The 26,384-nt window shown below is 69.8% G+C and carries 12 protein-coding genes; 9 read left to right on the plus strand and 3 right to left on the minus strand.

What is annotated here, in order from left to right; translation table 11 throughout:
- Nucleotides 1-132: 132 nt before the first annotated feature.
- Nucleotides 133-1,815, minus strand: a complete 1,683-nt coding sequence (locus RMCN_RS21290) for a (2,3-dihydroxybenzoyl)adenylate synthase (protein WP_067393394.1) — start codon at nucleotides 1,813-1,815, stop codon at nucleotides 133-135.
- 102 nt (nucleotides 1,816-1,917) lie between these two features.
- On the opposite strand from RMCN_RS21290, the gene RMCN_RS21295 reads away from it, so the two are divergent.
- Complete coding sequence (locus RMCN_RS21295) at nucleotides 1,918-5,433, plus strand: non-ribosomal peptide synthetase (protein ID WP_084377640.1); 3,516 nt, start codon at nucleotides 1,918-1,920, stop codon at nucleotides 5,431-5,433.
- 4 nt (nucleotides 5,434-5,437) lie between these two features.
- Here the strand turns inward: RMCN_RS21295 and RMCN_RS21300 are convergent, their stop codons facing one another.
- Nucleotides 5,438-6,298 carry an LLM class F420-dependent oxidoreductase gene (locus RMCN_RS21300; RefSeq protein WP_067393397.1) on the minus strand — a complete coding sequence of 287 codons (861 nt, stop codon included), beginning with the start codon at nucleotides 6,296-6,298 and terminating at the stop codon, nucleotides 5,438-5,440.
- A 122-nt stretch (nucleotides 6,299-6,420) separates the two neighbouring features.
- On the opposite strand from RMCN_RS21300, the gene RMCN_RS21305 reads away from it, so the two are divergent.
- The 8 genes from RMCN_RS21305 (at nucleotide 6,421) to mbtG (ending at nucleotide 26,002) form a co-directional block, all read left to right on the plus strand.
- On the plus strand, nucleotides 6,421-8,247 hold the full coding sequence (locus RMCN_RS21305) for an ABC transporter ATP-binding protein (protein ID WP_067393399.1): 1,827 nt from the start codon (nucleotides 6,421-6,423) through the stop codon (nucleotides 8,245-8,247).
- Nucleotides 8,244-9,980, plus strand: coding sequence for an ABC transporter ATP-binding protein (locus RMCN_RS21310; protein ID WP_067393474.1), 1,737 nt, complete (start codon nucleotides 8,244-8,246; stop codon nucleotides 9,978-9,980). The genes RMCN_RS21305 and RMCN_RS21310 overlap by 4 nt, the downstream gene beginning before the upstream one ends.
- 251 nt (nucleotides 9,981-10,231) lie before the next feature.
- Nucleotides 10,232-10,978, plus strand: coding sequence for a thioesterase II family protein (locus RMCN_RS21315; RefSeq protein WP_067393402.1), 747 nt, complete (start codon nucleotides 10,232-10,234; stop codon nucleotides 10,976-10,978).
- The gene (locus RMCN_RS21320) at nucleotides 10,968-12,299 is read left to right on the plus strand and encodes a beta-ketoacyl [acyl carrier protein] synthase domain-containing protein (RefSeq protein WP_067393404.1); all 1,332 of its coding nucleotides are present in this window, start codon (nucleotides 10,968-10,970) and stop codon (nucleotides 12,297-12,299) included. The genes RMCN_RS21315 and RMCN_RS21320 overlap by 11 nt, the downstream gene beginning before the upstream one ends.
- Nucleotides 12,299-15,238, plus strand: coding sequence for a mycobactin polyketide synthase MbtD (gene mbtD / locus RMCN_RS21325; RefSeq protein WP_067393408.1), 2,940 nt, complete (start codon nucleotides 12,299-12,301; stop codon nucleotides 15,236-15,238). Before RMCN_RS21320 ends, mbtD begins: the two co-directional genes overlap by 1 nt.
- On the plus strand, nucleotides 15,235-20,319 hold the full coding sequence (locus RMCN_RS21330) for a non-ribosomal peptide synthetase (protein ID WP_067393412.1): 5,085 nt from the start codon (nucleotides 15,235-15,237) through the stop codon (nucleotides 20,317-20,319). The genes mbtD and RMCN_RS21330 overlap by 4 nt, the downstream gene beginning before the upstream one ends.
- A 41-nt stretch (nucleotides 20,320-20,360) precedes the next feature.
- On the plus strand, nucleotides 20,361-24,692 hold the full coding sequence (locus RMCN_RS21335) for a non-ribosomal peptide synthetase (protein ID WP_067393477.1): 4,332 nt from the start codon (nucleotides 20,361-20,363) through the stop codon (nucleotides 24,690-24,692).
- Nucleotides 24,689-26,002: an NADPH-dependent L-lysine N(6)-monooxygenase MbtG gene (mbtG, locus tag RMCN_RS21340; RefSeq protein ID WP_067393413.1), complete on the plus strand. Its 1,314-nt coding sequence runs from the start codon at nucleotides 24,689-24,691 to the stop codon at nucleotides 26,000-26,002. Before RMCN_RS21335 ends, mbtG begins: the two co-directional genes overlap by 4 nt.
- 18 nt (nucleotides 26,003-26,020) lie before the next feature.
- On the opposite strand, the gene RMCN_RS21345 is transcribed toward mbtG, so the two are convergent.
- Complete coding sequence (locus RMCN_RS21345) at nucleotides 26,021-26,347, minus strand: type II toxin-antitoxin system VapB family antitoxin (protein WP_067393416.1); 327 nt, start codon at nucleotides 26,345-26,347, stop codon at nucleotides 26,021-26,023.
- Between the last annotated feature and the right edge of the window lie 37 nt (nucleotides 26,348-26,384).

Genomic DNA, 26,384 nt, shown 5'->3' on the forward strand with positions numbered 1-26,384 from the left:
AAACTCGCGCACAACAAAGGCAAGAGGTGGAAGCGGCACAACAACACTCCTCAATCAAAACGAGTGCTGTTGCATCGACCCCCTGAACCGAAGGCCGACGTTTGACGCAGAGCTTCAGTTTCGGCGGTGACTTCAGGACATCAATTGCGTGACGACCTTCTTCTTGTCGACCTTGCCGACGGCGGTCTTGGGCAGCGTGGGCAGCGGCGCCAGCACGTCGGGCCTGCAGTGCGCCGACACGCCCCGCTCGTCGAGGAACTCGTTGAGCTCGGCCAGGGTGATCGGGGCGCCCTTGAAAACAACAGCGGCGCAGATCTTTTCGCCGACGAACTCATCGGGCAGGGCCACCGCCGCCGCGGCGTAGACCGCCGGGTGGGCGAACAGATGCTCCTCGAGGTCCGACGCCGACACCGTCTCGCCGCCGCGGTGGATGACGTCCTTGATGCGGCCGGTCACCTCGACGTAGCCGGCGCGCGGACCGTCGGCGAAGATGCGTACGCGGTCGCCGCTGCGGTAGAAGCCGTCCGGGGTGAACGAACGGGCGTTGGCCTCCTCGGCGCGGTAGTAGCCGTTGAGCGTGTAGGGGCCGCGTACCAGCAGCTCGCCCTCCTCGCCGGGCGCCACCTCCGCGCCGGACTCGTCGACCACGCGCATCTCGTCGTGCGCCGACATCGGTCTGCCCTGGGTGTTGACCACGACGTCGACGGGATCGCCGGGCCGGGTGAAGTTCAGCATGCCCTCGGCCATCCCGAAGATCTGCTGCAGCCCCGGCGTGAGGCCCGACAGGATGTACTCGGCCTCCTGCGGTGTCATCCGGGAACCGCCGACCTGGACGAGCCGCAGCCCCGTCGGCAGCACCGGCTCCCACTCGCAGGCCTGGGTCCATACCTTGGCCAGCGCGTTGACCAGCGCGGTGACCGTGACATTGTGCCGGTCGATCAGCGCGAACGCGGCCTCCGGGCTCGCGTCGGTGGTGAAGACCGACGTCGCGCCGACGGTCATCGACCCGAGCAGGCCCGGGCACGCCAGCGGGAAATTGTGTCCGGCGGGCAACACCACGAGATAGACGTCGTCGCCGGTGAGGTGGCACTCCTGGGCGCTCGCCCTCGCGGTGTAGAGGTAGTCGTTGTGGGTCCGGGCGATGAGCTTCGGCAGACCCGTGGTGCCCCCCGACACCAGAAGGAGGGCAGGCGCATCGGGATCGAACGGTGCCCGCTCGGACAGTGGACCATCGAAATCGGCCAGCGCGGACCAGGATTGGAAGCGTCCCGGGTCTCCGTGGACGAACACGTGCTGCAGCGCCGGATTGTTGCTGACGAGTTCGTCGGCGAGTTCGCGGTACTCGAAGCCGCCGACCGAATCGGGCACGATCAGGCCCACCGCGCCGCTGACCGCGGCGAAATGGTTCAGCTCCGCCGACCTGTGCCCCGGCAGGCACATCACGGGGACGACGCCCGCCCGCAGCACACCGAACAGGGCCACGGCGAATTCGCAGGTGTTCGGGAGCTGTAGAAGCATGCGGTCCCCGGGAGCGATGCCGCGATCGGCCAGCGCCGCCGCGATCCGCTCGGCGCGGGCATCGAGTTCGGCGAACGTGTAGCTGACCTGGTTGTCGATCACCGCAGTCCGATCGGGCCACGCCGCGACCGCATCGGTCAGGATCGACTCGAGTGGTTCGTCGGTCCAGTAACCCGCGCGGCGGTACTCGTCGGCGCGGTCTGCGGGGAAGGGTACGAAACCCGTTCCGAGGTCGCCGAGCCCGCCGCCCCCAAGGGGCTGATCTTGTTGTGGGCGCTGCTCGAAACCGGTGCTCATAAAGGATGCGACCCCTTGGGGTAGGTGTGTTCGGTGCGTCGAATATAAGGTAGCGTGCCCCGCGTTAGTTAGGGCAGCCTGTACTAATCCGGAGGACGCGTCGTGGGTGTGGGTGAGACTGGTTCGCTGACCGGGCGAGGGACCGAGCGAACGACCGATCGCACCGTCTGCGAGGAGGTCGCCGAGCTCCTCGGGGTGAGTCCGGACGAGGTCGACCCGAACGCCGACCTGATCGCCTCCGGACTCGACTCGATCCGCATGATGTCGCTGTCGGGCCGGTGGCGCAAGCAGGGCATGGACATCAACTTCGCCGCCCTCGCGGAGAACCCCACCGTGGCGGCGTGGTCGGCGCTGGTCGCCGAGCGGTCCGGTGGCGGCGAAGCCGAGCCGGCGGCGCACACCGCGCCGGCCGGCGACGAGAACGAACCCTTCCCGTTGGCGCCGATGCAGCACGCGATGTGGTTGGGCCGCAACGACGATCAGCAACTCGGCGGGGTGGCCGCGCACCTGTACGTCGAGTTCGACGGCGCCGGCGTCGACCCCGAGCGCCTGCAGGATGCGGCGACGAAACTCGTTGCGCGCCATCCGATGTTGCGCGTGGAGATCCTTCCCGACGGCACCCAGCGGATCGGTGACCGGGGTCTACCGGTGACGGTCCACGATCTGCGCGACCTGGACGCCGCGGAGGCCGAGCAGCGCCTCGAAACCATCCGGCACGAGAAGTCGCATCAGATCCTCGACGGCGACGTGCTCGAGTTGAGCCTGTCGCTGCGTCCCGACGGTCGTACCCGGCTGCACGTCGACATGGACATGAACGCCGCCGACGCGGTGAGCTACCGCAAGTTCATGGCCGACCTCGCGGTGTTCTACCGCGGCGGCGACCTTCCCGACCTGGGATACACCTATCGGGAGTACCGCGCCGCCCTGGCCGCGTCCGATCCGGGGCCCTCCGACGAGGATGTGCGGTGGTGGGCCGAGCGCATCCCCGAACTTCCCGAATCGCCCGCGCTGCCGCTGATTCCGCCCGCCGAACAGGACGACCCCCGGCGCAGCGTCCGGCTGTGGCACATCTTCGACGTCCCGACGCGCGACGCGTTGTTCGCCGCCGCGCACCGCCGTGGCATCACGCCGGCGATGGCCGTCGCGGCGTCGTATTCCCATGCGCTGGCACGCTGGTCGAGCGGTTCGCGGTTCCTGCTGAACCTGCCGATGTTCGGCCGTGAGCCGTTCCATCCCGATGTCGAGAAACTCGTGGGCTGCTTCACGTCGTCGTTGATGCTCGACATCGACCTCACCGAAGCCCGCACGCCCGCGCAGCGGGCGCGCGCCGTGCAGGAGACGCTGCACCACACCGCACGGCATTCGCGATACTCGGGCCTGTCGGTGCTGCGCGACCTCGGGCGCCACCGCGGCAACCAGGTGCTGGCGCCGATCGTCTACACCAGCGCGCTGGGACTGGGCGACCTGTTCGCCGGCGAAGTCACCGACCAGTTCGGGGCTCCGGTGTGGACGATCTCGCAGGGCCCGCAGGTGCTCATCGACGCGCAGGCGACCCCGCTCGCCGACGGTCTGATGATCAACTGGGATGTGCGCGTCGACGCGTTCCGGCCCGGTGTCGCCGACGCGATGTTCGCCTACCACCTCACCGAGCTGACCCGGCTCGCGACCGACGACGCCGCGTGGGACGCTCCCGATCCGCCCGCGGTGCCCGAGACGCAGCGAGCCGTGCGGCGGGCGGTCAACAGCACGACGGCGCCGCCGAGCGGCGAGGCGATCCACGACGGGTTCTTCACCCAAGCGCTCGCGGACCCCGACGCGCCGGCGGTGTTCAGCCGCGACGGCGACCTGACCTACGCCGAACTTCGCGACAGGACCCTGGGGGTGTCGGGGACGTTGCGCGACAACGGCGTTCGCCCCGGCGACCTCGTCGCGCTGATCGGCCCCAAGTGCGCCGAACAGATCCCCGCCGTGCTCGGCATCCTCGCGGCGGGTGCCGCCTACCTTCCGATCGGCGCGGACCAGCCCGCCGAGCGCACCGCGCGGATTCTCGAGTCGAGTGCGGTGGCCGCGGTCCTCGTGTGCGGTGGCGCCGGGGCGAACCACACGGGGACGAACCACACCGGCGTGCCGGTCATCACCGTCGCCGACGCGATCACCCGCGACACCTCCGACGTGCAGCCCGCCCGGACGGACCCGAATTCGCTTGCCTACGTGCTGTTCACCTCGGGTTCGACCGGTGAACCCAAGGGGGTGGAGCTCACCCACGACGCGGTGATGAACACCATCGAGTTCGTCTCCGACCGTTTCGGCCTGCACCGGGGTGATCGCAGCCTGGCGCTGGCCTCGCTGGAAGCCGACATGTCGGTGCTCGAGATCTTCGCGCTGCTGCGCGCGGGCGGCGCGGTCGTGGTGGTCGACGAGGATCAGCGCCGCGATCCGGACACCTGGGCGCGGTTGATCCAGCAGCACGGCGTGACGTTCCTGAACTGGATGCCCGGATGGCTCGACATGCTGCTTGAGGTCGGTGGCGACCGGCTGAGCAGCCTGCGGGTGGTCCTGCTCGGTGGCGACTGGGTGCGCCCGGAACTGATTCGGGCCCTGCGCAACTCGGCCCCGGACGTCCGCGCCGCCGGTTTGGGCGGCGCGACCGAAACCGCTGTGCACGGAACGATCTGTGAGGTCGGTGATCCGCCCGCGCACTGGACATCGGTGCCTTACGGCACGCCCTTCCCGAACAACGCCTGCCGCGTGGTGGCCGCCGACGGGTCGGACTGCCCCGACTGGGTCCCCGGCGAACTGTGGTTCACCGGCCGCGGCATCGCCCGCGGTTACCGCGGGCGACCCGACCTGACCGCCGAGAAGTTCGTTGAGCACGACGGCCGAACCTGGTACCGCACCGGCGATCTCGTTCGCTACCTTCCCGACGGGACACTGGAGTTCGTCGGCCGTGTCGACCACCGGGTCAAGATCAGCGGATACCGCATCGAACTCGGCGAGGTCGAGGCCGCCCTCAAGCGGGTCGCCGGAATCGACGCCGCGGTGGCAGCCGTCATTCCCGGTGAGCGCGACGTGCTGGCGGCTCTGGTGCGCACCGACGATCCCGCGGTCGATGCGCGGGCGGTCACCGCGGCCATGACCGATCTCGTTCCCGCCCACATGATTCCGAAGATCATCGCGGTCGCCGACCGTGTCCCGTTCACCGTCAACGGCAAGATCGACCGCAAGGCCGTGGCGCGCCTGCTGGCCGACGTGGAACCGCCCGCCGCACAGGAGTATCGGGCGCCGGCCACCCCATTGGAGTCCGCGCTGGTGGCGATCGTCGAAGACGTGCTCGACGTCGACGACGACGTCCGCGTGGGTGTCGACGACGACTTCTTCTCCCTCGGTGGGGATTCCGTGCTGGCCACCCAGGTGATCGCGCGGGTGCGCGACTGGCTGGACACCCCGACGGTGTTGGTCACCGACATGTTCGCCGCCCGGTGCGTCGCCAGGCTCGCCGAGCGACTCCTCGGTCGCGAACCCGACGGCGAGCGCCTCAACGCCGTCGCCGAGGTCTACCTGGAGGTCGCGCAGATGGACAGCGCCGCGGTGCTGTCCGAGCTCGGTTCGTCAGCCTAGGGCCTCATCGGAGAGCGCGAGACAACCGACGCCACTGATCGCGCGGGAACTCCCGCGGGTCGGCGGTCAGCACCTGCACGCACACGTGGTCGGCACCGGCATCGAGGTGCTGCTGGACCCGGCTCAGCACGGTCTGTTCGTCGCCCCAGGCGATGATCGCGTCGAACAACCGGTCGCTGACCGTCTCCACCTCCTCCTCGGTGAACCCCGTCCGCAACAGGTTGTTGCGATAGTTGGGCAGCGCCAGATACGAACGCAGCCAATCGGTTCCGACCGAACGCGCCTCGTCGCGGTCGGTGGTGAGCAGGACGGTCTGCTCGGGCAGCAGCAGAGGGCCCTCGCCCAGCTGCTCGCGGGCGTAGCGCGTGTGGTCGGGGGTGACGAGGTAGGGGTGCGCTCCGCCCGCGCGGGTCGCGGCCAGTTCGAGCATCTTGGGGCCCAGGGCCGCGAGCACCCGGTTGGCGACCGGAACCGGTTGCGGGGTCGCATCGATCGCGTCCAGGTACTTGCGGGTCGCGGCCAGCGGCTTGCGGTAGAGCCCCGGCTCCTTCGAATCGATCAGCGGCGCATGGCTCACTCCGATCCCCAGCAGGAAGCGCTCGCCGTGGCTCTCGGTCAGTGCCGCGTAGCGGGCGGCCACTTCGGCGGGCTCGTGCATCCAGAGGTTGAGGATCCCCGTGGCGATCACCACCTGCCTGGTCGCCGAGAGCAGGTGTTCGACCGAATCGAGAACCGGCCCGCCGACGTCGGGGATCCACAGGGCGGTGAACCCGAGGTCCTCCAACTCCGCGGCGGCCTCGGCCGCTTCACCCTGATCGCCGTAGCGCAACTGCGAACTCCAGATACCGACCCCTGCCAGATCCATGAACGGTCCCTTCGAAAGGTGCGAGCTCGTAACAGACGTCCTCACGTTACGTAGCGACCGCCGACTCGTATGCGCCCGGTAGGGTTAGGCGACCCTTACCCACCGCTAGACCTGGAGGGTGCATGACCGCTGTGCAACCCGCGCCCGCCATCGAGACGGGTCCCCCCGAAACCGCGGCCGACGCGGCCAAGCGGGCAGCCACCTACGACAAGCTCGCGCTGCAGCAGCTGCTCGCCCCCACCCGCGCCCGCTCGTCGCGGGCGCAGCGCTACCAGCTGCTGGCCTCGGCGGCGACGATCGTGCCGTTCATCGGCATCGTGGAGATCGGCCGTGAACTGCTCGCCGGCGGACCGCCGGACACCGCCAGGCTCTGGACCGTCGTCGCCATCGTGATCGGCGCGCTGCTGGTGCGCACGCTGGCCGGCGGTGCCGCGCTCACGATCACCCATTTCGCCGACGTGGATCTGCAGCGGTCGTTGCGGCTGCGCATCGTCGACAAGCTGGGCCGGTTGCCGCTGGGCTGGTTCGGCGGCAAGTCGTCGGGGGAGGTGAACAAGGCCGTCCAGAACGACGTCGGCGAACTGCATTTCCTGGTCGCCCATTCGGCCGTGGAGAACACCGGTGCGTTGGCCACCCCGCTGTTCGGCCTGATCTATTGCTTCTACCTCGACTGGCGGCTGGGCCTGCTGGCGATGGCCACCGTGCCGTTCTACATCGGCATCTACCTCGCGCTGGGGCGCGACTCCCGAACGCAGATGGAACGGCTCGACCGGGGGGTCGAACGGATCAGCGCCACCATCGTGGAGTTCATCGCCGGAGTGTCGGTGGTCAAGACGTTCGGCCAGGCCGGCAAGGCGCACAAGCGCTTCGCCGATGCCGCCGACGAATTCAACGAGAGCTTCGCCGGGTGGATCGGACCGCTGGTCCGGGTCAAGGCGGTGTCGTCGGTGTTCATCGACACCCCGGTGCTGCTGCTGGCCAACCTGGCCGGCGGATACTGGTTCGTCCGCAGCGGCTGGGTCACCCCGATCGAGGTGCTGGGCTCGACGCTGGTCGCGGTGACCATCCCGGCGGCCGTCCTGACCGTCGGCTACTCCACCCACATCAAGCGCCAGGCCGCGGCCGCCGCCGGGCGCCTGCAGCGCCTCCTGGACACACCCGTCCTGCCCGTCGCGCGCGAACCCGCGGTGCCGCAGGACAATTCGATCCGATTCGAGGACGTCCGGTTCTCCTACGACGGCGAGAACACCGTGCTGCACGACGTCTCGCTCACACTTCCTGCGGGGACCATCACCGCGCTCGTCGGGCCGTCGGGCAGCGGCAAATCGACGCTGGCCACCCTCGTGCCGCGCTTCCATGACGTCACCGCGGGCGCGGTGCGCGTCGGCGGTGTCGACGTCCGCGACATTGCCCCCGCCGTGCTGTACCGGCACGTCGGGTTCGTGCTGCAGGACGTGCAACTGCTCGGCATCAGCGTCGCCGACAACATCCGCCTCGGCCGCGCCGACGCCACCGATGACGACGTCGTCGCCGCGGCCAAGGCCGCCCGTATCCACGACCGGATCCTGCAGCTGCCAAGGGGATACGACTCCGTCATCGATGAGGACGCCCACTTCTCCGGCGGCGAGGCTCAGCGCGTCAGCATCGCGCGCGCGGTACTGGCCGACACCCCGATCCTGGTGCTCGACGAGGCGACCGCGTTCGCCGACCCCGATTCGGAGGCCCAGATCCAGGAGGCGTTGTCGCGGCTCATCGCCGGGCGCACCGTGCTGGTCATCGCGCACCGGCTGGGCTCGATCGTCTCGGCCGACAACGTGGTCGTGCTGGATCAGGGGCGCGTCGTCGAACAGGGCAGGCATGACGAACTGATCGCCGCGGGCGGGCAGTACGCGCGCATGTGGCAGTCCTACACGGCAGGCCACGCACGGGAATGGGAGGTGGCCCGATGATCCGGGGTTTTCTGCAGATCCTCGGCCCGCAGCGCGGCCGGATGTTCAGCTTCCTGTCGGTGGTGACCGTCTACGGCGTCGTGCACGGCCTGGTGATGCTGCTCCTGGTGCCGGTGACCGTGTCGCTGTTCGAGGGCGACTACGCCGCCACCGGCCGCTGGCTGGGCTTGATGGCGATCACCGTGCTGGTCGCGTCGGTGCTCAGCTACGTCCAAGCCAAACTGGCGATCCGCATGGCGCTGACCACGATGCGGCTGCTGCACCACCGGCTGGGCGATCACATGGTGACCCTGCCGCTGGGCTGGTTCAGCCGCGAGAAGGTCGGCAAGGTGTCCCAGATCGCGGTCAAGGGAACGGTTTTCGTCGGCACCAGCGGCGGCAACCTGGTCACGCCGCTGGTGGTCAACACCGTCAGCGCGCTCACCGTGGTGGTCGGTCTGTTCTACTTCGACTGGCGGATCGGGGTCGTCGCGCTGGCCGGCGGTGTGCTGCTGGTGGTGTGCGGGCGGTTCGCCTCCCGGCTGATCGCCGGCGCCGAGGTGCGCACCCACGACGCGGCGATCGAGGTCAACAACCGGGTGATCGAGTTCGCGCGGTACCAGCCCGTGTTGCGGGCCTTCGGACGCACGGGGGCCGACTACACACCGCTCGGCGACGCGCTGCAGATTCAGCATCGCGCCGGACGCGCCGCCCTGTGGCAGTCGGTGACCGGACTGCTGCTGAACGGCGTTGCCGTGCAGGCGGTTTTCTCGGCGCTGATCGCCGCGGGGGTGTGGATCGCGGTACAAGGCGACATCAACCCCGTCACGCTCGTGGCCATCCTCGGGCTCGCCGCCCGGTTCGCCTCACCGCTGTCGCAGCTGGCCGAACTCGGGTCCGCGGTCAGGCTGGCAACCGGGGAGCTCGGGCGCATCACCTCGATCCTGGACACCCCGTCCTTGGCCGAGCCGCCCGCCGCAAGTGCGCTTCCGACACCCGGACGAGTCGAGCTCGACCGCGTCGCGTTCGGCTACTCGGGCCGCAAGGTGCTCACGGACGTGAGTTTCGTCGCCGAACCGGGCACCATGACCGCGCTGGTCGGCCCGTCGGGCTCGGGTAAGTCGACGATCACCCGGCTGATCGCGCGCTTCTACGACGTCGACGGCGGCGTGGTCCGGGTGGGCGGCGTGGACGTGCGCGACCAGCTGACCGCGGACCTGATGGCGCAATTGTCGCTGGTCTTCCAGGACGTGTACCTGTTCGACGACACGCTGTGGGAGAACATCCGCATCGGTCGGCCCGACGCCGACGATGCCGCCATCGTCGAGGCGGCTCGCACGGCGGGCCTGTTGTCGGTCGTGGAGCGATTGCCCGACGGCTGGCAGACCCGAGTCGGTGAAGGCGGTTCGGCGCTCTCGGGCGGCGAACGGCAGCGGGTGTCGATCGCCCGGGCGCTGGTCAAGAATGCGCCCATCGTGTTGTTCGACGAGGCGACCAGCGCGCTGGACCCCGAAAACGAACATCACGTCGCCGAGTCCATCCGGACGCTGGCGCAACACAGCACCGTCATCGTGATCGCACACAAGCTGTCCACGGTCACCGCCGCCGACAACATCGTGGTGCTCTCCGCCGACGGTGCGGTCGAGGACCAGGGCAGCCATGCCGAGTTGATGGAGCGCGGCGGCCAGTACGCGCAGTTCTGGAACCAACGTGTGGCCGCGAGCGGTTGGGTGATGGCCGCGGCGGAAGGATAGCCGCGTTCGCGCACGTCGCGGCCGGTACCGCTACGCGAAGCAGCGAACGCGACGGGACGAGGATGCCCCTTGGTGGAGGGGCGACGTAGGCGTGTCCGGGTCGCGAAGGATAGGGTAACCTCACTTCCGATTTAGGACAGCCTGCGCGCTAATCACACGGAGGAATTCATGAGTGTTTTCACCGCGGAACCGCAGGCCCGCTCAGCCCATCTGCTGAGCCTTCGCCGCCGCCCCGACGCGTCTGAAACGCGATGATCGACGAACGGAGCCAGCTGACCTTCGCGCCCTGGATCAAACGTTCGGCGGGGCAGTCCTCAGACGGCGCAACCGTCATCTTCCCTCACGCCGGCGGTGCGGCGGCGGCCTACCGGGCATTCGCCTCGGCGTTGGCCCGCACCGGCGACGACGCGTACGTGGTCCAGTACCCGCAGCGCGCGGACCGGCTGCGCCATCCCGCCCCGGAGACGGTGCAGGACCTGGCCGCCGATCTGTTCGCCGCCGGGGACTGGTCTGAGCTGGGACCGCTGCGGTTGTTCGGCCACTGCATGGGTGCGGTGATCGCGTTCGAGTTCGGCCGCGTGGCCGAGCGCAACGGCGTTCCCGTTCGCCAGCTGTGGGTCTCGGCGAGCCAGGCGCCGTCGACCATCGCCACCTCACCGCGGCTGCCGACGGCCGAGGCGGAAGTCGTCGCCAACATGGTCGACCTCGGCGGGACCGACCCCCGCCTACTGGCCGACGAGGACTTCATCGAACTGCTCGTTCGCGCGGTGCGGGCGGACTACACGGCGTTCAACCGCTACGCGTGCGAACCCGACGTCCGTCTCGCCGCCGACATCCACACCGTCGGTGGCCGCGACGATCACCGGATAACCCCAGACATGTTGCGCGGATGGGAGACTCACACCCAAGGCGCCTTCACGCTCTCGTTGTTCGACGGCGGCCACTTCTACATCAACGACCATCTCGACGCCGTCGCGGAGTTGGTCAATGCCGGCTAGCGCGCCCGACGGCGTCAGCGACGATCCGATCGTCATCGTGGGGATGGCGATCGAGGCGCCGGGAGGAATCGGCACCGCCGACGACTACTGGGACCTGTTGGTCAACCGCCGCGAGGGCCTGTGCCCGTTCCCCCGTGACCGCGGCTGGCCGGTCCGCGACATCCTCGACGGCTCGGCGCGCGACGGGTTCAAGCGCATCCACGATCTCGGCGGGTTCCTTTCCGGGGCAGCCGAATTCGATCCGGAATTCTTCGGGATCTCGCCGCGGGAGGCGGTCGCGATGGACCCGCAGCAGCGGGTCGCACTTCGCGTGGCATGGCGGGCGCTGGAGAACAGCGGCATCAACCCCGACGACCTCGCGGGCCACGACGCCGGCTGCTACGTGGGCGCTTCGGTGATGGGATACGGCCCCGATCTGGCCGAATACTCCAACCTCACAGGGCATTTGATGTCCGGGACCGCGCTCGGAGTGATCTCGGGGCGCATCGCCTACACACTCGGCCTCGCCGGACCCGCGTTGACCATCGACACCTCGTGCTCGTCGACGCTGACCGCGATCCACACCGCTTCACAGTCGCTGCGGTCGGGAGACTGCGACCTGGCGCTGGCCGGAGGCGTCTGCGTCATGGGCTCAGCCGGCTTCTTCGTCGAGTTCTCCAAACAACATGCGCTGTCCGACGACGGACACTGCCGCCCCTACAGCGCACAGGCCAGCGGCACCGTCTGGGCCGAGGGTGCGGCCATGTTCGTGCTGCAGCGCCGGTCGCGCGCGCTGCGCGACGGACGCCAGGTCCTCGCCGAGTTGCGCGCCGCCTGCCTCAACCAGGACGGCCGCTCCGTCGGCCTGACCGCACCGAGCGGTCCGGCCCAGGCGCGGTTGTTCGCACGAGCCCTCGAACAGAGCGGACTGAGTCCGCAGGACATCGGGATGGTCGAGGGTCACGGCACCGGCACCCGACTCGGGGACCGCACCGAGCTGATCTCGCTCGCCGGGACCTACGGCGCCACCGAACCCGGCCAAGGTCCACTACTCGGCTCGGTGAAGTCCAACCTCGGACACACGCAGGCCGCCGCCGGGGGACTCGGGCTGGCCAAAGCCCTGGTCGCCGCCGAACACGGCGCCATCCCCGCCACCTTGCACACCGACGAGGCCAGCCGCGAAATCGACTGGGACAGCCAAGGGTTGCGGCTCGCATCGGAGCTGACGCCCTGGCCCGCCACCAACGGGGAACGGTTCGCGGCGGTCACCGCGTTCGGCATGAGCGGCACCAACGCCCATGTGATCGTGTCGATTCCGTCGACCCGACCCGAGGCGGCGTGATGGCCACCGGTTTCCCCGACGGTCGGGTGCCCGTCGTGTTGAGCGCGCACGCCGAGGAACTGCTGGCCGCCGACGCCGAGGCGATACTGCGCTACCTCGATCGCGGCCCCGACGTGGAGGCGGTGGCCGCGACCTTGATGCGCACCCGGCGCTTGCGCAGGCATCGCGCGGTGGTGCGCGCCGCCGACACCGCCGAACTGGCCGAAGGTCTCCGCGCGATCGCCGACCGCGGCACGCATCCGCTGGTGGCCCGCTCATCGCAATCCACCGCGCCGCGAACGGCTTTCGTCTTCCCCGGACAGGGCAACCAGTGGCCGTCCATGGGAGCGGACGCCTACCGGCGGTCCGCGGTGTACCGCATGCACGCCGACCGGTGCGCCGAGGCGTTCGTCGCCGCGGGGCAGCCGTCACCGCTGCCGTACTTGACCGCCGAGACCGACGGCGGGGCGTGGTCGCAGACACAGATCCAGTCGGCGCAGTTCACCCATGCCGTCGCGCTGGCCCAGATGTGGCGCTCGTGCGGAATCGTGCCCGACCTGGTGGTCGGACACAGCCTCGGTGAGGTCGCCGCCGCCTACGTCGCCGGAAGCATCGCGTTGCCCGACGCGGCCGCTGTGGTCATCGCGCGCGCCACGGCAGTCGAGCGCCTCGCCGGCGACTACGGCATGGCCGCGCTGGGGGTCTCACTCGCCGACGCCGAGCGGTTGATCGGGTCCACGCCGGGATGGCTCGAGGTGTCGGCGGTCAACGCCGGTGCGTCGGTGGCGGTGTCGGGGGAGCGCGCCGCGATCGGCGCGCTCGTCGCGGCCGCTACCGAACAGGGTCTGTTCGCCCGCGAACTCGACGTGAACTACCCCGGACACACCAGTGCGCTGGAGCGGGTCCGCGAGGACCTGCTCGCGATGCTCCCGGACACCGAGTTCGCCGACGCCCCAGTCGAATTCATCGGCTCCACCACCGCCGATGTGGTACCCGCAGGCACCGGGTTCACCTCCTACTGGTACCAGAACCTGCGCAACACCGTGCGGTTCGACCGGGCCGTCACGACCGCGGGCCGCTGCGGTGCCACGGCATACATCGAGATGTCGGCGCATCCGGCCCTGCTGTTCGCGCTGGGGGACCTGCTGGCCGAGGAGGACCCGTTGGTCGTCGGATCGGGGCATCGCGACCTTCCGCTCATCGACTCGGTGTCGGCCAACATCGCCACCGCCGCGGTGGGCAACCCCGAATTCCGCTGGACCGACCTGCTCGACGTCGCTGCGCAACCCCACTTGCGCGGCTTCCCGAACGCGCCGATGCGGGCAGTGCGGCTGTGGGCACAACCGCAGCCGTTGGACCCGGTCTACGGCCTGACCGTCGCCCGCGAGAAATGGGACGTCACCACCGCACGCCCGGCGGGATCCGCACCGCGCGTGGCGGTCATCGAGCTTGCCGGCCCGCGCGGGCCGCTCGCTGCGCGACTGCGGTCGGCCCTGCAGGACAACGGGTCGGACGTGGTCGAGCCGTCCGAGGCCGAACTCGTCATCGCGGTCGCCCCCCTGCTGGACCATCCCGACGCCGAACGTGCGGCCCAGGACCTCTCCCAGCTCGTCGGCGCGGGCCTGCTCGATTATGTCGACGCACCGGGAAAGCACTGCCGCGCGGTGTGTCTGGTCACGGTCGGCGGCGAGCACGTCCAGGCACAGGAGCCGGTCGCGTTGCCGGCGCAGACCGCCCTGGCAGCGATGCACCGCAGTCTCGGCCTCGAGCGACCCGAGCAGGCGTTCAGGCATCTGGACCTGCCGTCCTGGGAGCCCGACGACGCACTCACCGCAGCGGCGGTGGGCGCGCTTCTGTCCGGCGGCGACGAACTGGCCGTGCGCGACGATGGTCCGGGCCCAACGGTTTTCTCGCGCTCCGTCGGCGAGGCGGTGGAGCCCGCGCCGTCGTGGCTCTCGGCGCGCGGCGTGTTCGACGACGTCGTGATCACCGGCGGCAACGGTGCGGTGGGCATGCATTTCGCGCGGTACCTGGCCGCCCACGGGGCGCGCCGCATCGTGCTGCTCAGCCGTCGCGGCGTCGATGACGCAGTCAAGGCCGAAATCGCCGCGATCGCACCGGATATCGACGTCTTCGCGCCACGCTGTGACATCACCTCCACCGAGGACGTGGCCGCCGCGGCCGAGGAGTTCGGCGGTGACGGTGCGTCCCTGCTCATCCACGCCGCGGGCGCGGCGGCCTTCGCCGACCGCGACGCGCTCACACCGGAGACGTTCGTCGATGCGGCAGCCGCGAAGATCGGCGGGCTGGCCAGGGTGACCGAGCTTTGGCCGATGCGCGCAGACGCTCGGATCCTGGTGTGCTCCTCGGCGTCCGGAGTGTGGGGCGGGCGCGGGCACGCGGCATACTCGGCCGCCAACCGGATGCTCGACGTGATGGCGGGCCAACTGCGGGCCAAGGGCCAGCACTGCGTGGCCGCCAGGTACGGACTGTGGCGCGGTAGCGGCATCGCCGACGCATCCGAGGTGACCAAGATCGAGCGGTCCGGTCTGCTGGCGATGTCCCCGGACGCCGCCGTCGAGGCCAGCTTGCGGGACCACCGCGAGGATCCGTTGCTGTTCAGCGCCGACCAGGCCCGGCTGCGGGTGTTCCTGGAGAGCCGGACCGCCGAGCGCGCCGAGACAGCCGCGGCGACAACCGAACCCGATGCCGACACGACGACGCTGGTCACCGCGGAGCTGGGTGCGGTGCTCAACATCGACGCGGGCTCGATCGACCTGGAGACCTCGTTGCTGGACCTGGGGGTCGACTCGCTGCTGGCTCTGGATCTGCGTAAGCGCCTGCAACGGACGACCGGACACAAGGTGTCGCTGGCAGTCCTGCTCGGCGGCATCACCGGCGGCGAACTCATCGCCGACCTCGACAGCAAAGAACGATCAGAGAAGGTGGACAACGCGTGACTGACACGGTCGATATCCGCGAGCAGGTTCAGGACCGCCGGCTGGAGCTGTTGCGCCGCAAGCTCGCCGAGCGGGGTCTGCGCGCGGAGAACACCGCGACCGGGGAACAAAGCGGACTGTCCGACGGGCAGCGCCGCATGTGGTTCGTCCAAGCGGCCGACCCCACCGGGGCCATCCTCAACATCTGCCTGTCCTACCGGCTCACCGGCGACCTGGACGCCGCCCGGCTGCACGACGCCGTCAACGCGGTCGCCGCACGGCATGCCGCGCTGCGCACCACCTACGGCGTCGACGAAGACGGCGAACCACAACCGACCGTCCACGACGACCTGGCCCCCGGGTGGGCCGTGCACGACCTGACCGAGCTGACCGAGCATGCGCGCCGGCTCCGCCTGGAGGTGCTGGCCCAGCGTGAGTTCTGCGCTCCTTTCGACCTGAGCACCGACTCGCCGCTGCGGCTCACCGTCGTGCGCACCGCCCCCGACGAACACGTCATGCTGCTCGTCGCGCACCACATCGCCTGGGACGACGGCTGCTGGCAGGTCTTCTTCGGCGATCTCACCCGCGCGTACACCGGTGAGGCGCTTGCGCCCGCGGTCACACCGCCGTCGCACGGCCTCGGCCCGGTCGACGAGGACCTGGAGTTTTGGCGCGACACGCTCGCCGACCCACCGGAGCCGCTGGAGCTGCCCGGGCCCAACGGGTCGGCGGTGCCGACGAACTGGCGTTCGCAGCGGTTGACGCTGCAGTTGCCGGACGCAACGGTCGAACGAGTCGCCGCGCTGGCCAAGGAGGCCGGCGCGACGCCGTACATGGTGCTCCTGGCCGGATTCGGGGTACTGCTGCATCGCTACACCCACGCCGACGACTTCCTGGTCGCCACACCGGTTCTCAACCGCACCGCCGACGTCGAGGACGTCATCGGGTACTACGGCAACACGGTGGCACTGCGCCTGCGTCCGGGCGCCCATCAGAGCTTCCGCGACGTCCTGGCGCAAGCCCGTGACACCGCGGTCGGTGCGTTCGCACATCAGCGCGTCAACCTGGACAGAGTGGTCCGCGAACTGAACCCCGACCGCCGCCACGGCGTGGAGCGGATGACGCGGGTGACCTTCGGCGCGCGCGGCGCCGACGGGCAGGGCTTCAGGCCGCCCGGAATCACCTGTCGCCGAGCCGAATTGCGCGGTCACCACACTCAGCTGCCGTTGGGCTTCATGGTGGAGTTCGACGCGCCGGGGATCGTGGTGGAAGCCGAGTACCTCGTCGAGATCCTCGACGCGCCGCTGGTGCGCCAGCTGCTCGAGCACTACGCGGTGCTGCTCGACGATGCGCTGCAACGACCCGACGTTCCCGTCAACGAGCTCGACCTGATGGCGCCCGACGACGTCGAGTGGTTGCGCCGGGTCTCGGCGGGTGAGGAATTCGACACCGCTCCCTCGACGATGACGGCGCTGGTGGAAGCGCAGGCGGCACGCACCCCCGACGCCGTCGCCGTGGTCTATGAGGGACGCAACTACACGTACCGGGAGCTCAACGAGTCGGCGAACCGGTTGGCGCACTGGCTGATCGAGCGCGGCATCGGCACCGAGGACCGGGTGGCGGTGCTGCTGGACCGGTCACCGGAGCTGGTCATCACGGCGCTGGGGGTGATCAAGGCGGGTGCGGTGTACCAGCCCGTCGACCCGACCTACCCCGAGGACCGGCTGACATTCATCCTCTCGGACTCCGATCCGAAACTGGCCATCTACGAACCGGTCACCGATCTCGACCGGTTCCCGAACACCAACCCCACCGATGCCGAGCGCGTCCGCCCGCTGTACCCGGAAAGCACCGCCTACCTGATCTACACCTCGGGTTCGACCGGTCTGCCCAAGGGCGTCCCGGTGGCCCACAAGCCCGTCGCCGAATATTTCGTCTGGTTCAAGGGCGACTACGGGATCGACGAGAACGAGCGGCTGCTGCAGGTCGCCTCACCGAGCTTCGACGTCTCGATCGCCGAGATCTTCGGCATGCTCGCGTGCGGCGGCCGGCTGGTCATTCCGCGCCCGGACGGACTTCGCGACGTCGGCTACCTCACCGACCTGCTGCACGACGAGGGCATCACCTCCATGCATTTCGTGCCCTCGCTGCTGGGCCTGTTCCTGTCGCTGCCCGGCGTCAACCAGTGGCGGACACTGCAACGGGTGCCCATCGGCGGCGAGGCGCTGCCCGGCGAGCTGGCCGACAAGTTCCACGCCACATTCGACGCACTGCTGCACAACTTCTACGGACCGACCGAGACCGTCATCAACGCGAGCCGGTACAAGGTCGAGGGCAAGCAGGGCACCCGCATCGTGCCCATCGGCAAGCCCAAGATCAACACCCAGATCCACCTGCTTGACGACGCCCTGCGGCCGGTTCCCGTCGGGGTGATCGGCGAGATCTACATCGGCGGAACACATGTCGCGCACGGCTATCACGATCGCCCCAGGCTGACGGCGGAGCGGTTCGTCGCCGATCCGTTCAATGCCGGCGGTCGGCTCTATCGATCGGGTGACCTGGCCCGTCGTAACGCCGACGGCGACATCGAGTTCGTCGGTCGCGCCGACGAGCAGGTCAAGATCCGCGGATTCCGCATCGAGCTCGGCGAAGTGGCGGCGGCGATCTCCGTCGACCCGAGCGTCGGGCAGGCGGTCGTGGTGGTGAGCGATCTGCCCGGTGTCGGCAAGAGCCTCGTCGGCTACGTCACGCCGGCCGAGGACATCGAATCGGTGGATGTCGAGCGGATCTGCAACCGGGTCGCCGCCGCCCTGCCGGAGTACATGACCCCGGCGGCCTACGTCGTGATCGACGAGATCCCGATCACCGCGCACGGCAAGATCGACCGGGCGGCGCTGCCCGAACCCGACATCGATTCCGGCGCGGTGTTCCGCGAGCCGGCCGAAGGCACCGAACGCCGGATCGCCGACCTGTTCGCCGAACTCCTGGAACGCGACCGCATCGGTGCCGACGACTCGTTCTTCGACCTCGGCGGCCATTCGCTACTGGCCACCAAACTGGTTGCCGGAGTGCGCAGTGCGTTCAACGTCGACATCGGCGTGCGCGAGGTCTTCGAGCTGGGCACCGTGGCCGCCCTGGCTCACCGGATCGACTCGTCATCGGTCGCCGGCGGCCCCGCCCGCCCCAAGCTGGTCCCCGTCCCGCATGACGGGCCGCTGCTCATGTCGGCCTCGCAGCTGCGGATGTGGTTTCAGTACCGCATCGACGGTCCGAGCCCGGTCAACAACATCCCGTTCGCGGCCCGCATCAGCGGGCCCTGCGACACCGACGCGTTCGTGACCGCGGTGCGCGACGTGGTGGCCCGGCACGAGGTGCTGCGCATGACCTACCGCGAAATCGACGGTGCGCCTTACCAGATTGTCAACGACGATCTGGAGGTCGCGGTGCGCCGCGCCCATGGCGCCGACGACGACTGGCTGGACGCCGAGCTCGCCAAGGAACGCAGGCACGTGTTCGACCTGGAAGCCGACCCGCCCGTACGCGCCGCCGTGCTCGCGACACCGGACGCACACGTGGTGTCGCTGGTGGTGCATCACATCGCCGCCGACCACTGGTCGGCGATGGTGTTGTTCACCGACCTGCTGACGGCCTACCGGGCCAGGCGCGCCGGTGAGACACCGGGATTCGCACCCCTGCCGATCCAGTACGCGGACTATGCGGCGTGGCAGGCGGCCCTGCTCGGCGAAACCGACGGGCCCGTCGCGGCGCAGCGCGACTACTGGCGCGAGCAGTTGGCCGGTCTGCACGAGGATCCGGGTCTGACACCGGATTTCCCGCGTCCGCCGGTGCTCAGCGGGGAAGGGGACGCCGTCGAGTTCGCCATCGACGCCACCACCCGCGCCAAGCTCGCCGAACTGAGTCAGGAGCTCGGTGTCACCGAGTTCATGCTGCTGCAGGCCGCCGTGGCGGTCGCGCTGCACAAAGCCGGTGAGCGTCCGGACATTCCGCTGGGCACCCCGGTCGCCGGCCGCACCGAGGCCGAACTCGACCAACTCGTCGGCTTCTTCATCAACATCGTGGTGCTGCGCAACGATCTGACCGACAACCCGACGCTGCGAGAGGTGCTGCGCCGGGCCCGCGACACCGCACTGGGGGCCTACGCCCACCAGGACCTGCCGTTCGACCAGGTGGTCGACGCGGTCAGCCCCGCGCGGTCGTTGTCGCGCAACCCGTTGTTCGGTGTCGTCGTGCACGTGCGCGAGGCGCTGCCCGCCGACCAGGTGATCGAATCGCGGCCCGACGGCGACACCACGTTCACCGCGCTCGAGCCGCCGTTCGACGTCGCGCACGCCGACCTGTCGGTGAACTTCTTCGGCGCCGAGGACGGCTACCGCGGCCACGTCATCTACCGCACCGACCTGTACCGGCGCAGCACCGCCGAACGGTTCGTCCGGTGGCTGAACCGCGTGCTGGCCGCCTTCGCCGACGATCCCGGTCAACGGGTGCGCGACGTGCAGATCGCCGACGGCGAGGAGCGCCGGCGCATAGCGCGGTTCAGCGCGGCGGCATCGGCCAGCGTGCTCGACCTCTGGCGCGATCCGGTGGCGATCGGCGTGGTCGGCGACGTCTACGAGCATGTCGTCGACGAGACCGGCGCCGACCTGCGTGCCACGGGTAGACGTGGGCGCTGGACCGCCGACGGTGAACTGGAGTACATCGAGGCCGTCGAGCGGCGCCGCCCGTCGGCGGCGGGACCGGCCGAACCCGTGCGCACCGAAACCGAACGCGTGCTGGCAACGCTGCTCGCCGACATCGTGAACGTGCCCGAGGTGAACCGCACCGACGACTTCTTCGAGCTCGGTGGCGATTCCATCCTCGCGGTTCAGCTCGCCGCCCGCGCCCGTGACGCCGGGCTGGCGGTCACTGCGCGAATGGTGTTCGAGCACCCCACGATTCACGAACTGGCGACCAAGGTCGATGCCGGCGCGGAGACGGAGACACCCGACGTCCATCACGAGCCGATGGCGGCCTCCGGGCTGTCGGCCGACGAGCTGGCAGCGGTCACGTCGATGTGGTCGGAGTCGCAAGAGGGCGCACCGTGACCTCGACGCAGGCCGAACCGAAGGTCGCCATCGAGGACGTGATGGCGCTCAGCCCGCTGCAGCAGGGGCTGTTCTCGCTCGCCCAGCTGAGCACCGCCGAGGACGGTGGCGAGGACCCCTACGTCATCACCATGGCGGCCGATGTCACCGGATCGCTGGACGCGGTGCTGCTGCGCGAGTGCGCGGCGACGATGCTCGCCCGCCACCCCAACCTGAGGGCCAGTTTCGTTCGGGCGCAGAGCAAACCCGTTCAGGTGGTGCCCAACCGCGTCGAGGTGCCGTGGCGCCACATCACCGCGACGGCCGACGAGGTCGAGGCGCTCGAGGCCGAGGAGTGTCGCAGGCCGTTCAACCTTGCACGCGGGCCGGCGATCCGGTTCCTGCTGATCGAGGTTCGGCGATCGCATTGGCGATTTGTCGTCGTCGCCCACCACATCATCATCGACGGTTGGTCTCTGCCGCTGTTCGTCGGCGAGCTGATCTCGCTGTACCGCTCGGGCGGCGACCCGGCCGTGCTTCCCCCGCCGCCGCGCCCGTACCGCGACTACATCGGCTGGCTGGCCGGCCGCGATCAGGAGACCAGCCGCGCCCTGTGGCGTGAGCACCTCGCCGACCTCGACGGCCCCACGCTCGTCACACCCGCCCTCACCTCCGGCGAACCGCCCACCGGTGAACCGCACCGCACCGAGCTGAGCCTGGATCGCGACGCGACCCGGCAGTTGGCGGAGGCCGCGCGGTCCCGCGGCGTCACGGTCAACACCTTGGTCCAGATGGCCTGGGCCGCCGTGCTCTCGGCGTTCACCGACCGCTCCGATGTGGTGTTCGGCGTGACGGTGTCCGGACGCCCCGGCGAGCTGGCAGGCGTGGAGACCATGGTCGGGCTCTTCATCAACACGGTGCCGCTGCGGGTGCGACTGGACCCGGCGGCCCGGGTGGGTGCGCAATGCGTTGCGCTGCAACGCGAAGCGGCCAAACTTCGCGACCATGGATACCTGCCCCACAACGAACTGCGGGCCCTGGGCGGTATCGGCGAGATGTACGACACCTTGCTGGTTTACGAGAACTTCCCGCCCGGGGGTCTTGTCGGCGGCGGCGATTTCGTCGCCAACGGTGCGACGTTCCGGCCGGCGGCGCTGGAGAGCGTGTCGCACTTCCCGGTCACCATCGCCGCGCACATGATCGACGACGAGCTCACCGTCCTGGTCGAGGTCGTCGAGGGGGCGCTCGGCCAGATGAGTCCCGAGTCGCTCGGGCGCCGGTTGCTCACCACCACCCAGCGGCTGATCACCGGGTGGGATCGCCCGCTGCGCGACGTCAGTGTCCTGCTTGACGGTGAGGCCGCGATCGCGACTGCCGAGCCCGCGCCGGCCGGCGAACATCTCGGTGTGCACACCGCGTTCGCCCAAGCCGCGAGCGCACGGTTGGGCTCACCGGCGCTGAGTTGGCCCGGCGGTGAACTCACCTACCGACAACTCGACGAGGCGGCCGACCAGCTCGCCGCCGCGCTGGCGGCCAAGGGCGTACACACCGAAACGCCTGTCGCGATCCACCTTTCGCGAGGACCGCAGTATGTCGTGGCGATGCTGGCGGTGCTCAAGGCCGGCGGTGTGATCGTGCCGCTGGATCCCGGGATGCCCGCCGAGCGGATCGCCGACATCCTCGACCAGTGCGGCGCGACGGTCGTCGTCGACGACGAGATGCTCGCCCAGGCCCAGGCGCAGCCCGCCGAGGACTTCCGACCGGCGACCGTGTCGCCGGGCCAGGCCGCCTACATGGTGTTCACCTCCGGCACCACCGGCAGGCCCAAGGGCGTGATCGGAACCCACCAGGCGCTGCTGGCCTATGCCGAGGACCACGCCCGAAACGTGCTGCGCCCGGCGGCGGCTCGACTGCGCCACCCGCTGCGGGTCGCGCACGCCTGGTCGTTCACCTTCGACGCCGCATGGCAGCCGCTGGCCGCCCTGCTCGACGGGCACGCGGTGCACATCGTCGACGACCACATCCAGCGCGACGCCGAGGCCCTGGTCGAAACGATCGGCCGGTACGGGATCGACCTGATCGACACCACCCCGTCGATGTTCGCCCAGTTGCACGCGGTCGGACTGCTCACCACGGTGCCGCTCGGGGTGCTGGCCCTCGGCGGGGAGGCCGTCGGGATCCCGGCGTGGAACCTGATCCGCGACGAATGCGCGCGCACCGGCATGGCGGCCTACAACTGTTACGGCCCAACCGAAACCACGGTCGAAGCCGTCGTCGCCACGATCGCCGAACACGACCAGCCGACCATCGGGCGTCCCACGTCGCCCAGCAGGGCCTACGTGTTGGACTCGTGGCTGCGACCGGTTCCCGACGGAGTACCGGGCGAGTTGTACCTGTCGGGCGGTCAACTGACCCGTGGCTATCTGGGTCGGTTCGGCGAGACCGCCTCCCGGTTCGTCGCCGACCCGTTCGGGAACGGCGAGCGCATGTACCGCACCGGCGACGTGGTGCGGCGCCTGCCCGACGGGGCGCTGGAATTCCTCGGGCGCTCCGACGCGCAGGTGAAGATCCGCGGCTTCCGGGTGGAGCCGAGCGAGATCTCGGCCGTTCTGCACACCCATCCCGCGGTGCGCCACGCCCACGTGGCGGTGCGCCGGCAACGGTGGGGCGCGCAACTGGTCGCGTTCGTCGCCGCCGAACCCGCACCCGCGGTCTCCGAGCTGCGCGCCCTGGTGTCAAAACGTCTGCCGCGCTACATGGTTCCGCATTCGATCGTGGTCATCGAGCAGATGCCGCTGACCACTCATGGCAAGGTCGACGAGGCCGCGCTGAACGCGATCGCCGTCGCCGAAGGTCCCTCGACCGCCCCGGAGACCGAGACCGAGAAGGCGCTGGCCGCCGTGCTCGGCGAACTGCTCGAAGGCCCCGACGCCACCGGTCTCTCCATCGACGTCAACGCCGACCTTCTGGCCCTGGGCCTGGACAGCATCGTGGCGCTGTCGGTGGTGCAGGCGGCCCGCAGGCGCGGAATCCCGTTGCGCGCCAGGCTGATGCTGGAGTGCGCGACGCTGCGGGAGCTCGCCGAGGCCGTCGAGAACGAGTCGGCGGCCGCCGAACACGACGACGACCCTGACGGCCCGACGCCCGTGCTGCCCAGCGCGCACTGGCTCTACGAACACGGCGAACCGCGACGGCTGGCGCAGACCGAGGCCATCCGACTGCCCGACGGCATCACCGCAGAGCGACTCGAGCAGATCCTGCGCGCGGTGATCGGCGGTCATCCGGTGCTGCGAAGCCGTATCGACCGGCAGACGATGACGCTCGTCGAGAGCGAGGCAGGAAATCTGCTGACCGAGGTCATTGTGGACGACGGCACGGACGAAGCGTTCGTCGCGGCCGTGGCCGAACACGCCCACCGGTCGGTGGAACGCCTCGACCCGGAACAGGGTTCGATGCTCGCCGCGGTGTGGCTGCACCCGCCCGCCGGTCCCGGCATCCTGCTGTTGACCGCGCACGTGCTGGCCGCGGACCCGGCGTCGTGGCGGATCCTGCTGGCCGAACTCGACGCGGCGTGGCACACCATCGCGTCGGGCCGCGAGCCGGCGCCGACCCGGGAGCACACCAGCTACCGGCGCTGGTCGAGGCTGCTCAGCGAACGGGCGTACACGCTTGACACGGCCGACTTCTGGGCGGCCCAACTCGAGGGCGAGGACCCGGTGCTGGGCGCCCGCCGGCTGCGGCCGCAGACCGATCGGGCCGGCGATGTCGTCGTCTCCATGGCGGTGACCGACAGCGACGTCACCTTGCGGTTGCTCAACGCCTCCGAACCCGCACCGCATCTGTTGGCCGCGGCCGCCGCGCGCACCGTCACCCGATGGCGGCTGCACCGCGGCCAGGACACGCCAACGCCGCTGTTGGCCCTGGAGACCCACGGCCGCGCCGACGCCCTCATCGACACCGTCGACACCTCCGACACCGTGGGCCTGCTCACCGCGATCTATCCGCTGCGTGTGCAAACCGCCCGCAGTGTCGGCGAGATCCCCGGCGACGGAATCGATTACGGGCTGCTGCGTTATCTGCGGCCCGATACCGCCGAGCGCCTCGCGGCGCTGCCCGAACCGCAGGTGTTGTTCAACTTCCTGGGCCGGGTGCACGCGGGCTTCGATGGCGGTGCGCTGCGCCCGGACCGGGCGCTGCTGGCGGGGGTGTCGCCGCTGCCCGAGCCGCGGCTGGCGGTACGGCACGAACTGACGGTGCTGGCCGCGGTGCTCGGTGACAGCGACGCGCCGCTGCTCGGCACGCAATGGCGCACGCTTCCCGAAATTCTGTCCGCCGACGACGTCGCCGCACTGCAGGCGATGTGGCAGGAATCGCTACGAGAGGTCGTTTCATGAGCCGGACACTTGCGGTGGTGGGCGCGGGCGCGAAGGCCGTCGCCGTCGCAGCCAAGGCCGCCGAACTTCGCGACATGGGCATCGACGTGCCCGAAGTCGTGGCCGTCGAGAAGACCGGCGTGGCGGCCAACTGGCAGGCCGAGGGCGGATGGACCGACGGGCAACACCGGTTGGGCACGAGCCCGGAGAAGGACGTCGGGTTCCCGTACCGGTCGGCCCTGGTCCCGCGGCGCAACGCCGAACTCGACGAACGCATGACCCGGCACAGCTGGCAGCAGTACCTGATCTCGACCGGCCAGTTCGCCGAGTGGGTCGACCGCGGAAGACCCGCCCCCACCCACCGCCGGTGGAGCCAGTACCTGCGCTGGGTCGCGGGCAACGTCGAGATGAACGTGGTCAGGGGCGAGGTGCGCGGCATCTCGATCGACACAACCGGCACCGGATCCGGTGAGCCGCGGTGGGCGCTGCGCACACCCGACCGCACCGTGACGGCCGAGGGCCTGATGATCACCGGGCCCGGTCAGCCGGAGCGCTCGATCCTGCCCGGCAACCCGCGTGTGCTGTCGATCGCGCAGTTCTGGCATCGCGCAGCGCAACACGAGCTGATCCGTGCCGAACGCGTGGCCGTCATCGGCGGGGGAGAGACCGCGGCGTCGATGCTCAATGAGCTGTTCCGGCACCGGGTTTCGACCATCACGGTGATCTCGCCGCAGGTGACCCTGTTCACCAGGGGCGAGGGCTTCTTCGAGAACACGCTGTTCTCCGATCCCACGGGCTGGACCAGCCTGACCATGGCGGAGCGACGCGACGCGCTGTTGCGGACCGACCGCGGGGTGTTCTCCGCGCGCGTGCAGGAGGCGCTGCTCGCCGACGACCGGATCCGCCACCTGCGGGGCAGGGTCGCGCACGCGGTCGCCCGCGAGGGCCGGATCCGGTTGACGCTGAGCACGACTGCGGGCGGTGAGTCGCTGGAGACGGTGCACGGATTCGATCTGGTCATCGACGGCTCGGGTGCCGACGCGATGTGGTTCGTGCCGCTGCTCGGTCAGGACGCGTTGGATCTGCTGGAACTTGGCCTCGGTGCGCCGCTGACCCCGGACGTGCTGCAGGAGGCCATCGGCGATGACCTCGCCGTCGGCGGGTTGCGGCCCAAGCTCTTCCTGCCGGGTCTGTCCGGGCTCACGCAGGGACCGGGCTTCCCCAACCTGTCGTGCCTGGGGCTGTTGTCGGACCGCATCCTGGGCGCCGACCTGGGCGCGGCCGCCGGCGCGCAGTCACTGAAAGGACATGAGCGGCAATCCGTTCGGTGAGCGGCGGCGCTGAACCGGTTATGCCTGCGCCCATCCGTGAGCTGAGGAGGGCACGTCCATGTCGAACACCCGCGCGTGCAGCACCGTGCGGTTGCGCAGCGCGGCCCGCACCGCGCGGTGCAGCCCGTCTTCGAGGTAGATGATGCCCTTCCAGCGCACCGCGTGCGGGAACAGGTCGCCGTAGAACGTCGAATCCTCGGAGAGCAGTCGGTCGAGCGCGAGCACCGTGGTGGTGGTGACCAACTCGTCGAGCCGGATCTGGCGCGGCGGGATCTGCGCCCATTGGCGATGTGACAACCCGTGGTCGGGGTAGGGCCTACCCTCCCTGACTCCCTTGAAGATCATCGGGCCAGCGTCCTTCGAGTCGTCCCCCGAGTCCTCC

Origin of the sequence: Mycolicibacterium novocastrense, assembly GCF_001570485.1 — a bacterium.
GTDB lineage: Bacteria > Actinomycetota > Actinomycetes > Mycobacteriales > Mycobacteriaceae > Mycobacterium > Mycobacterium novocastrense.

Coding starts and splice junctions, on each gene's coding strand:
- RMCN_RS21290 (WP_067393394.1), bottom strand. CDS start 1,815: ATGAGCACCGGTTTCGAGCAGCGCCCACAACAAGATCAGCCCCTTGGG.
- RMCN_RS21300 (WP_067393397.1), bottom strand. CDS start 6,298: ATGGATCTGGCAGGGGTCGGTATCTGGAGTTCGCAGTTGCGCTACGGC.
- RMCN_RS21305 (WP_067393399.1), top strand. CDS start 6,421: ATGACCGCTGTGCAACCCGCGCCCGCCATCGAGACGGGTCCCCCCGAA.
- RMCN_RS21310 (WP_067393474.1), top strand. CDS start 8,244: ATGATCCGGGGTTTTCTGCAGATCCTCGGCCCGCAGCGCGGCCGGATG.
- RMCN_RS21315 (WP_067393402.1), top strand. CDS start 10,232: ATGATCGACGAACGGAGCCAGCTGACCTTCGCGCCCTGGATCAAACGT.
- RMCN_RS21320 (WP_067393404.1), top strand. CDS start 10,968: ATGCCGGCTAGCGCGCCCGACGGCGTCAGCGACGATCCGATCGTCATC.
- mbtD (WP_067393408.1), top strand. CDS start 12,299: ATGGCCACCGGTTTCCCCGACGGTCGGGTGCCCGTCGTGTTGAGCGCG.
- RMCN_RS21335 (WP_067393477.1), top strand. CDS start 20,361: ATGGCGCTCAGCCCGCTGCAGCAGGGGCTGTTCTCGCTCGCCCAGCTG.
- mbtG (WP_067393413.1), top strand. CDS start 24,689: ATGAGCCGGACACTTGCGGTGGTGGGCGCGGGCGCGAAGGCCGTCGCC.
- RMCN_RS21345 (WP_067393416.1), bottom strand. CDS start 26,347: ATGATCTTCAAGGGAGTCAGGGAGGGTAGGCCCTACCCCGACCACGGG.